This window comes from Microcystis sp. Msp_OC_L_20101000_S702 (assembly GCF_007095705.1).
Classification (GTDB): domain Bacteria; phylum Cyanobacteriota; class Cyanobacteriia; order Cyanobacteriales; family Microcystaceae; genus Microcystis; species Microcystis ichthyoblabe_A.
Window position 1 is genome coordinate 1 of the sequence record NZ_SFBO01000099.1, and the last position, 8645, is coordinate 8645.

An 8645-nucleotide genomic window follows, 5' to 3' on the forward strand; every position below is an offset into this window, starting at 1 on the left:
CCGCCTTAATTAGGGTTTGCTGAAAAAGCTTTTCCTGGGGGCAGGGTGTGGGGTGTGGGGTGTGGGGTTTTACCGATTTTGAGGTAGTCAGTTGCCTAATTTTCAGGGAAAAAGTACCTAAATTTTCCCCCCGATCTCCGCAACGGCTGGCACTTTTTGAGGGAAAAAAAGTCTAAAAGTCTTATCCAACAAGGTTTTTAGATTTATTCAGCCAGCGCTAATTAATTTCCAAAAAATCTTGCAATTTTTTTAGATAAGTGGGGGCATCTTCTAACATGGGGAAGTGAGCAGTATTAGCCATCTCCACATACTGGATATTATTATTCAAATCCGCCGCCATTTTACCCATTTTGGCAGGGATAATAATGTCTTTTTCCCCTGATACTAAAAGAGTTGGTATTTTAATCTCGGCAAATTTACCCGGCATAATTTCCACTGCTTTTTTACTCACAGATGTATAAATTGTGCCTAGAGCTGCCTCGTAATCTGCCGCTAAAAAATCTTCTAAAAAAGCAATTATTTCTGATTTTGGGATCGATCGATGCAAAAATCTCGCCATAAATAATCGATCGGCAAAAGGTACTTTTAAAAACCAATCATAACGAAACTGTACCACATACTTACCGAATTTATGAAAGGCAGCAAAAGCCGTCTTGTCCCTGTGGAGAAACCCGGTTTCTTTGTCTATGGAGCGATCGCAATTAGCCCTAAACCAATCTAACAGGTAGGTTGACTGGCGCGATTAGTTTAAGTTTAGACATAATTGTGTTAATTATGTTTTTTTAATGCAGATGAATAGCTTGGCAATAAGGCTATCATCAATTATAATTAAAATCAATAAAAACAGATCAGCGATATTTGAGAATAATTGTAATTATGAAATTTGTGTTAAGTTCTCAAAATGTTTATGACTATTTAATCGACCAAAAAATCTGCGATCGCTCACAAGAAAATCCCGGAGTAGAGCAGATTCAAGCTAAAAATTTTAACTTATTAGTGACTTTACCAGAGGGGCGAAAGTTACTGGTTAAACAAGAACAATTTATTAATTTAGAAAAGGAAACGGTGGGTGAGTTTTTTGGGGAATGGCGAATCCCCAAATTTCTAGAGAACTTTCCTGAAATTGACCATTGGCGTAGTTTTCTGCCAGAATTACTGCTCCACGATGCTGATAACTCAATTTTAGTTTCTACTTATCTGGATAATTATCAGGATTTAGCAGAGTTTTATTCTAAAGAGAATCTCTTTCCGGCTCAGGTTGCTACTCAAATCGGCGGTTGTTTGGCGACAATTCACCGTGATACCTGGAATCAGAGTATTTATCGGGAATTTTTTGTCAAAGAAGAGTTTGCTGGAAAACCGAAAGTATCTCCGCTATTATTAGAGAGTTTGGAAAGGATCGGTCCTGAAATTTTTGGCATGGCTCCGATGGATGGATTGAAATTTTTTGCACTTTATCAACGATATGATAGCTTAGGAGAAGCAGTTCATCGAGCCAGTGAAACTATTTCTCCTATTTGTCTGACTCACAATGACATCAAGCTGAATAATATTCTTCTGAATCGAAACTGGGAAGATATTAATGGAAATGTGATCCGGTTGATTGATTGGGAAAGGTCTGATTGGGGAGATCCAGCATTTGATTTGGGAATGGCGATCGCTAGTTATCTACAAATTTGGTTGGGTAGCTTGGTGATTAGTAATTCTCTCAGTATTGAAGAGTCTCTGCGACTAGCCACTACTCCCCTAGAATTACTGCAGCCATCTATCGGTGGGTTAACTTTAGCTTATTTAGAAACTTTCCCAGAAATCTTAGAATATCGTCCTGATTTCTTAAAGCAAGTAGTCCAGTTGGCTGGTTTTTCTTTAATTATTGCAATTTTAGCAATGGTTCAGTATCAAAAAATCTTTAATAATACTGGAATTGCTATGCTTCAGGTAGCCAAGGCTTTGTTATGTCGTCCTGAATCATCAATGCCTACGATTTTTGGGGCTACTGCTACTCAGTTAAATCAGATAAATTCTTCTGTTGTTGGCCAAGTTTAATATCGTTGAGTATCTTGAAAAATTATGTCATTACTTAATTCTCAATTCCATCATTTAGCCCCTGAGGTTAGAGGTCGGTTAAAGGAAGTTTTGCTAGATATTGTTGAAAATCTCGAAATTTCCGCTGATTTTTCGATTCGTCATCCTAACTATCAACCCTGGGAAATGCCTGCTGAGATGTTGTCTCGGATTCAGGCTTTACCGAAGGAAATACAGGATAAATATATGAGTTTACAGTTGAGGAGTTTTCTTTATGGCATTTATTATAATGGGTCGATGCAAGCATCGCAAGCATTAGGTTCTGAGAATAAGGGTCAGCAATTAGATTTGGAGAATAATAGTTTTGCTGGCGTATCTATGGATTTTTATGGGCAGTTAGAGGAAGCGAATAAGGGTGAGGGTTATTTTGATTCGGGTTGGTCGGTTTTGAGAGAAGAAACCGATGGCAGTTTGGCTGTAACTAAGGGCGGTTTGCGGTTACATATCCAACGGGACAAGCATCTTCAAGAGTCTGAAAAAGCGGCGGCTGTGGGGGATGTTGTGTCAATTTTGATGCCTAAGAATTTGGTGCAAAATGGCTTTTATATGGCGGTGGGTAATGCCGGTTTACAGAGAGAGGAAGCGATGGTGCGGCTCTATTTTAATGTTACTCCCGAAGGCGCGGTGGCTGTGATGACTGGGTTGACTGAAAGGTTAAATGAGAGGGGGATTCCTTTTAGTTTTAAGGCTTTATATAATCCAGTTGATTATCAACGATATGATGCTGGGGTGCTTTATTTTGGCAAAACAGATTATGAGTTGGTGAGGCAGGTTGTGGCTAATGTTTATCAGCAGAATCAGTCTGTTTTTAAGCCTGAAATACCTTTATTTACTCTGGAGTTAGCACCGGGATTGGGGTTAGCGGAGGAACCGGACAAAAAGTTTGGCAGTGAGGAAAGTTTTGGGATGAATCGCTGTCAGATTATAGCCAATGGGTTGTTGATGGCTTGGCAACAGGAGGACAATTCTGCGGCGGGTCGGATTGCTGCTATTTCTGAGCAGTTTTCTGGGTTGGGGATTGATTGGCAGCGTCCTTATTTGAATGCTGATTCTGAGGATGTTTATCAGGGATTAGAGTTGGCAAGCTGATGCTAAGAGAAAATCAGAAACCGGGTTTTTACTATTTTCCTGAGTTATTCTGGGTAAAGCATAGAAAAAACCCCGGTTTCTTTCTTGGCGCAGAACTCGGAGACTCAGAAACCGGGTTTCTTTTTCGGGTAAAATAGGCTTATCGCCTTGCTTTTACTCTGGTTGGCAAAAGCGACCTGTGACTCGCTCATATTCATCTTCCAGTAACCACATAAGACTTTCTTCGTAAGTATCGCTGGTAAAGATAGATTGATAGTTTTGTGCGGGATTTTGAATCGAGAATTTACCGGATTGTTCTTTAACTAACATCAGAATATAGGGGGGTGAAAGCCAAGGATCTACCCAGATTTCGGCAAATTCCCATTGTGTTTTTTCTGTTGGCGTAATTTGCGTTTTTGCGTTTTCAGGATTTTGTGGTGCGCGGTCTGGTACGAGGTATGACATGATATTTTCCTGTGCTTTTTTTTATTTTTATTTCTCCATAGTGGAGAGGGATTCTCGTTCCATCTAATTTTAGGATATACCCAATTGGTTCGGCAAAAAATAATCCATAGCGTTCGTATTTGTCTTCTGAATCTGCTGCTCCCGTTCTCTCTCCTCTTTGCTTAATTTCCTCTGCCACTCTCTCCATTGTCTGGCGATTGTTAAACAAATAGACGATTCCTTCGATTTCCAGTTCTCTTTGGGATTTTTCGGTTTCGGGTAAATGTTTGTCAATCAGACTGGTTCGGTTTTCTAGATATATTTCTCTGTTAATACCACTCATGTGATTTGTTTAACTAGCCATCTTACTATAACAAAAAGCGGTAAGGGTCGCTATGCCGTCAGGCTTATCGCCTATCTTAAAATAAAGTAGCGATCGGCCCATCGCTAAAGTTTAGTCTCATTAGGGCATAGGGCTATTTTTTTGACCCACCACCCCCCGAACCCAGAGGAGAGAGATATAAAAAAGACATAATTGTGTTAGTTCTGTCTCAAAAACAAAGCTCGGTGATACGAAATCATGGGAATTTGCGGTCATAATCTACATGAAATTACGGTGTTTTGGTCGGTGAATTTGAGACATAATTGTGCTAGTTAGATGAATTTTAAAGTTGCTCAACCCCTTGTCATTATTTGAGAGTTAGGCAATAATAAGAGTCATAGGGAAAGGAAGAGCATAATTAATCTGACTACCTCAAAGTAAAACTTATTCCAAGAGGAAACGAAAATGGCTAATATTACTATTTCTGACTTACGTCCTGCTGGTGCAGATTTGTTCTCGGATTCTGAAAGTTATATGCATGAATTGACCGATTCGGAAATGCTTGATACATTAGGAGGTCGGCGGATCATAATTACGTGGACTTTGTTTTGCTACGAGAGTTGAATAGAATAGGAGACTTTGATTAATTGCTTTTGTTATGATTTTTCGAGGTTCCCAAAAAATGAAACCGAGATAGTTTTATTATCTCGGTTTATTTGATGTTTTTTTAAAAAACTTAATTGCAAATCTCAATATTTTTATTAGCTTGGAAATCAATCAGAGAGTTACTAACCCAATCGTTAAATAGATCTGTAGCAATTTTATTTCGCAGCCAGTTGTCTAGCTTCCTTTCAATAATCTCTTCGACTAAAATTAGATGCACTCCCTTAGAAGTCACAATCGGTTTAAGAACCTCTGGTGGTGTCGCCGCAAAAACAGCAGCCGAAATCTCTGGCTTCAAATCTTTACGATATAATATCCCTCGATATCCTCCTTTTCGGCGTAACTCTTTATCCTCAATATACTTGTGAGCCACATCATAGAAACTCATTTCCCCTTCCTGAATAGAATAAAATAATTCCATCGCTAAATCTTCGTCTTCTAACACCACTTCATACATCACTACCCCAGCATAATCTAATTGATGCTCATAAAAATATGGCTCAATTTTATCCGCAAAAAGATGAACAGCTAGTTTGCTGGCAAGACCTTGATAGTACACAAATTCTTCAAAATCATCTAAAGACAGATGATTTTTTTTCATCCAAGCCCAGGTATCCTCTTCACTAAGAAGTTTATACATTTTTCGGTATTTGTCTGCCATCTCTTGAAGCTCCTCAGCTTCTAGCTTGATTCCTACCTCTTCTGCCGTATTGGCGATCATTTTACGGGTAATAATTGCTTCTATGAGTTCAGAAGTTTTTAAAGACAGCTTAACTTGTTTCAGAATATCTTCAGCAGTAATGGCAACAGATTGTGACATAATCTTTCTCCGGGTAATCAAAACATTTTTAGGGATTCCCGCAATTCGCGGGAATGACAGGCCCTCGAACAAAAGCTTTCTAAAATTCTAAACCTCCTTTTTGTAACTTCTTGAATGGGTCAAGAATAAAATCAATAACGCGACGCTGACGCACCACCACCTCAGCGGTAGCTGTATCTCCCGGACGTAATGGAATACAGTCATTTACACTAGGAATACAAGTTTGATTTAACTCAATTTCTAGTTCATAAATTGCTACTCGTCCCTGAGATGTTTCTTGCATTTTGGTAGTTGGGGAAATTTTAATTAAACTTCCATCAACTACGCCATAGTCCTGAAAAGGATAAGCATCAAACTTCATCTTAACCGCCATTCCTTTCTGTAATGAACCACTTTGTGTAGTGGCCATTTCTGCTTTCAATAAAATATCCGCTTTTTGGGGCGCTATTTCTGCAATCATTCCTCCTTGTTGTACCACATCTCCCACCCCAGTAATCGGCAAACTAAAAATAGTGCCTCCTTCTTGGGCTCTAACAATCCGTTTCTCTAACTCAAACTTCACAGAATCAATTTCTTTCTTTGTTTGCGTCACCTCAGATTTAAGACTACTGATTTGGCTATCCAAACTTTTTAGCTGTTCTTGAATTTTAGACAGAGCAATTTCCCCCGCATGAGTAAGGGTTTGAACACTATTCTCTTGCTCGGCTAAACGCAACTTCGCTTGCTCAATGTCCGCTTCCCCTTGATTAACAATTCTCTCATAACTCCTCTTTTGTTCGATTAATCGTAACTCCGCTTGCTCAATATCCGCCTTCCCTTGATTAACAATTCTCTCATAACTGCTTTTCTGCTCTTCTAGTCGCAGTCTGGCTTGCTCAATATCTGCTTGACTTTGCTTCCAAATACTTTGTCTTTCATCGGCGATATTTTCCTGTTCAACGACCCGAACTTCCGCTATCACCCCATTATGGAAAAGATTCTGGTAACGTTCGACTTCCCTCAAGGCTTTTTGTAAGCGCAATTCTGCTAAATTATAAGCGGTGTTGCTATCCTCTAACTGTTGTTTGGCTTGGGCAACTTGAGTCAGTTTCTCTTCTCTTTGTAAATTTAAGGTTCTTCTGAGTGCTGCCAGATTTTGCTCCGCTTGAGCAATTTGAGTCAGTTTTTCCTGTTCTTGCAAATTGTATGTTGTCTTAAGAGACTGAAAGGTTTGTCGGGCTTGTTCTACCTGAGATAGTTTCTCTAATTGTTGGGACTGATTTTGCCGTTCTTGGGTACGCAGTTCGGTTTCTAGCTGATTTTTTTGTTGCTTTAGTGCATTCAGCCGATTATTTTGACTTTGTAGTTGAATTTGCAGTTGGGTAATTCGCTCACGAATAGGGAGACTGTCCAGTTCCATTAAAATATCCCCAGCTTTTACCATGTCTCCTTCTTCAATATTTAGCATTTCAACTTTAGCCGTTTGGGAATTAAGAGCCGCAGATGTATAGGTTAAATTTAGCTTTTGCTTGATTGTGCCACCTTGCGGTTCTAACCGTCCCCTAGCACTACCCGTTTCATCTACCCGAGACAACATTCCCCAGGGCAAAGCGATCGCCACAAAAACGATTAAAAAATAGAGCAGTCCTCGCGTCCACCGCTGAGGTAACGCATCCAACAGTTCCTTTGTGGCAAAAGACCAATCCGCCGAAGAATTTAGGTTACTTCCTGGTAGATTTTGGTCGCTTTTACGACCATTTAAGTCTGCTTGGTTAATCTCATTAAACTGGGTCATAATTTATGAAAATCTTGCTCAGATTTATGAACATTAGTTAAGTTGCTGGTGATTTAAATAGTAATAATTCGCTTTTTTTGCCATTAACTGCTCGTGATTTCCTTGCTCTATTAATACTCCTCTATCTAAAACTAAAATTATATGAGCATTTCTAACGGTAGATAAGCGATGGGCAATAATTAATGTAGTACGTCCCTTAAGAATTCTATTCAAATTAGTCTGAATAATTCGCTCCGACTCCACATCTAAGTGGGAAGTTGCCTCATCAAAAATCAATAGACGAGGATTGCCTAATAACGCCCTAGCGATGGCTAATCTTTGCCGTTGACCACCAGACAATAACCCTCCACCTTCACCAATCTGGGTTTCATAACTCATCGGTAACTTTTGAATAAACTCGTCAGCACCTGCTAATTGAGCGGCTTCGATAATTTCCGCCTGAGTTGCAGAAGGTCGCGCTAAGGTCAAGTTGTCCCGAATTGTGCCACCAAATAAAAAAGTATCCTGGTCAACAACACCAACCCTTTGACGCAAAGAAGATAAAGAAATGCTAGTTATGTCATGACCATCAATGAAAATCTTCCCATCTGTAGGGGTATATAGCCCCAAAACTAGCTTAGAAATAGTAGTTTTTCCTGAACCAGAACGCCCCACTAAAGCTACAGTCTGTCCGGCTTTGATTTCAAAGCTGAGATTCTCTAAAACATTAGTTTCGCTTTCTGGGTGGTAACGAAATGTCACCTTGTCAAAAATAATATCTCCTCGTAAATCTGTTAAATAATAACGAGCCTGAGATTGCAAATCTTCCTCTGGTTCGGTATCAATCACATCATTAATTCGCTCCACTGCAATAATTACCTCCTGTAACTCATTCCATAGAACCGTTAACCGCTGAAAAGGGTTTATTACATTGGCAATTAACATATTAAAAGCCACCAACTGCCCGATGGTTAATTCTCCTTGAATCACTAACCAAGCCCCAAACCAAAGCAGCCCAGTGGTCACTAAAGATTCAATGGTTAAGCTAAATACTTGGAGTCGGTTGCTAATAATCTGCCCAGAAAAGTTTTTGCGAATTGACTTGTTGAGAAACTCCTCCCAACGCCAGCGCACTACTTGCTCAATTGCCAGAGATTTGACCGTGCGTACACCAGTCAAAGATTGGATTAAATAACCACTTTCTTCCGCTAAGGCCGCAAATATTTCTCTGGATATCTTTTGTAGGAAAGGAGTAGCAATGATAGCAAGCAGGAAAAAAGGTGGCACAATGACTAATGCCAGTAAAGCCATTTTCCAGCTATACCAGAACATAAGTCCCACATAGATAAAGACCGTGAGTAAATCTAATACAATAAGTACCTAGGCAAAATTAATTACATACTCGCCTCCAAAATTGTCCAGCACTTTTTTAACGTAAGCGAGGAGGCTCTTTCGGTCTTTATAGGCGCTAAATTCAATCCATTCATATT

At 39.6% G+C, this 8645-nt stretch carries 6 protein-coding genes and 3 pseudogenes; 2 read left to right on the forward strand and 7 right to left on the reverse strand.

The features are described from left to right. Nucleotides 1-217: 217 nt before the first annotated feature. Nucleotides 218-655 (reverse strand): annotated as a pseudogene (locus EWV60_RS10970) (alpha/beta fold hydrolase); the annotation flags it as partial. A 221-nt stretch (nt 656-876) separates the two neighbouring features. On the opposite strand from EWV60_RS10970, the gene EWV60_RS10975 reads away from it, so the two are divergent. Then, nucleotides 877-2046: a phosphotransferase gene (locus tag EWV60_RS10975; protein WP_287232268.1), complete on the forward strand. Its 1170-nt coding sequence runs from the start codon at nt 877-879 to the stop codon at nt 2044-2046. A 24-nt stretch (nt 2047-2070) separates the two neighbouring features. Beyond that, on the forward strand, nt 2071-3174 hold the full coding sequence (locus tag EWV60_RS10980; RefSeq protein WP_287232269.1) for a T3SS effector HopA1 family protein: 1104 nt from the start codon (nt 2071-2073) through the stop codon (nt 3172-3174). A 153-nt stretch (nt 3175-3327) separates the two neighbouring features. On the opposite strand, the gene EWV60_RS10985 is transcribed toward EWV60_RS10980, so the two are convergent. From EWV60_RS10985 to EWV60_RS11010, 6 genes and pseudogenes are all read right to left on the reverse strand, one after another. Beyond that, the gene (locus tag EWV60_RS10985; RefSeq protein WP_002737941.1) at nt 3328-3618 is read right to left on the reverse strand and encodes a hypothetical protein; all 291 of its coding nucleotides are present in this window, start codon (nt 3616-3618) and stop codon (nt 3328-3330) included. After that, nucleotides 3578-3940, reverse strand: a complete 363-nt coding sequence (locus EWV60_RS10990; RefSeq protein ID WP_002738203.1) for a DUF6972 family protein — start codon at nt 3938-3940, stop codon at nt 3578-3580. The genes EWV60_RS10985 and EWV60_RS10990 overlap by 41 nt, the downstream gene beginning before the upstream one ends. Before the next feature lie 715 nt (nt 3941-4655). Continuing rightward, nucleotides 4656-5402, reverse strand: coding sequence for a peptidylprolyl isomerase (locus EWV60_RS10995; RefSeq protein ID WP_287232270.1), 747 nt, complete (start codon nt 5400-5402; stop codon nt 4656-4658). Nucleotides 5403-5481: 79 nt separating this feature from the next. Then, nucleotides 5482-7176: a beta-barrel domain-containing protein gene (locus tag EWV60_RS11000; RefSeq protein ID WP_287232271.1), complete on the reverse strand. Its 1695-nt coding sequence runs from the start codon at nt 7174-7176 to the stop codon at nt 5482-5484. A 33-nt stretch (nt 7177-7209) separates the two neighbouring features. Continuing rightward, a pseudogene (locus tag EWV60_RS11005) lies at nt 7210-8529 on the reverse strand (peptidase domain-containing ABC transporter); the annotation flags it as partial. A 6-nt stretch (nt 8530-8535) separates the two neighbouring features. Next, a pseudogene (locus EWV60_RS11010) lies at nt 8536-8645 on the reverse strand (IS630-like element ISMae24 family transposase); the annotation flags it as partial.

Excerpts from the sequence above, each read along its gene's own strand:
- EWV60_RS10990 (WP_002738203.1), bottom strand. The coding sequence starts at position 3,940 with ATGAGTGGTATTAACAGAGAAATATATCTAGAAAACCGAACCAGTCTG.
- EWV60_RS10975 (WP_287232268.1), top strand. The coding sequence starts at position 877 with ATGAAATTTGTGTTAAGTTCTCAAAATGTTTATGACTATTTAATCGAC.
- EWV60_RS10995 (WP_287232270.1), bottom strand. The coding sequence starts at position 5,402 with ATGTCACAATCTGTTGCCATTACTGCTGAAGATATTCTGAAACAAGTT.
- EWV60_RS10985 (WP_002737941.1), bottom strand. The coding sequence starts at position 3,618 with ATGTCATACCTCGTACCAGACCGCGCACCACAAAATCCTGAAAACGCA.
- EWV60_RS10980 (WP_287232269.1), top strand. The coding sequence starts at position 2,071 with ATGTCATTACTTAATTCTCAATTCCATCATTTAGCCCCTGAGGTTAGA.
- EWV60_RS11000 (WP_287232271.1), bottom strand. The coding sequence starts at position 7,176 with ATGACCCAGTTTAATGAGATTAACCAAGCAGACTTAAATGGTCGTAAA.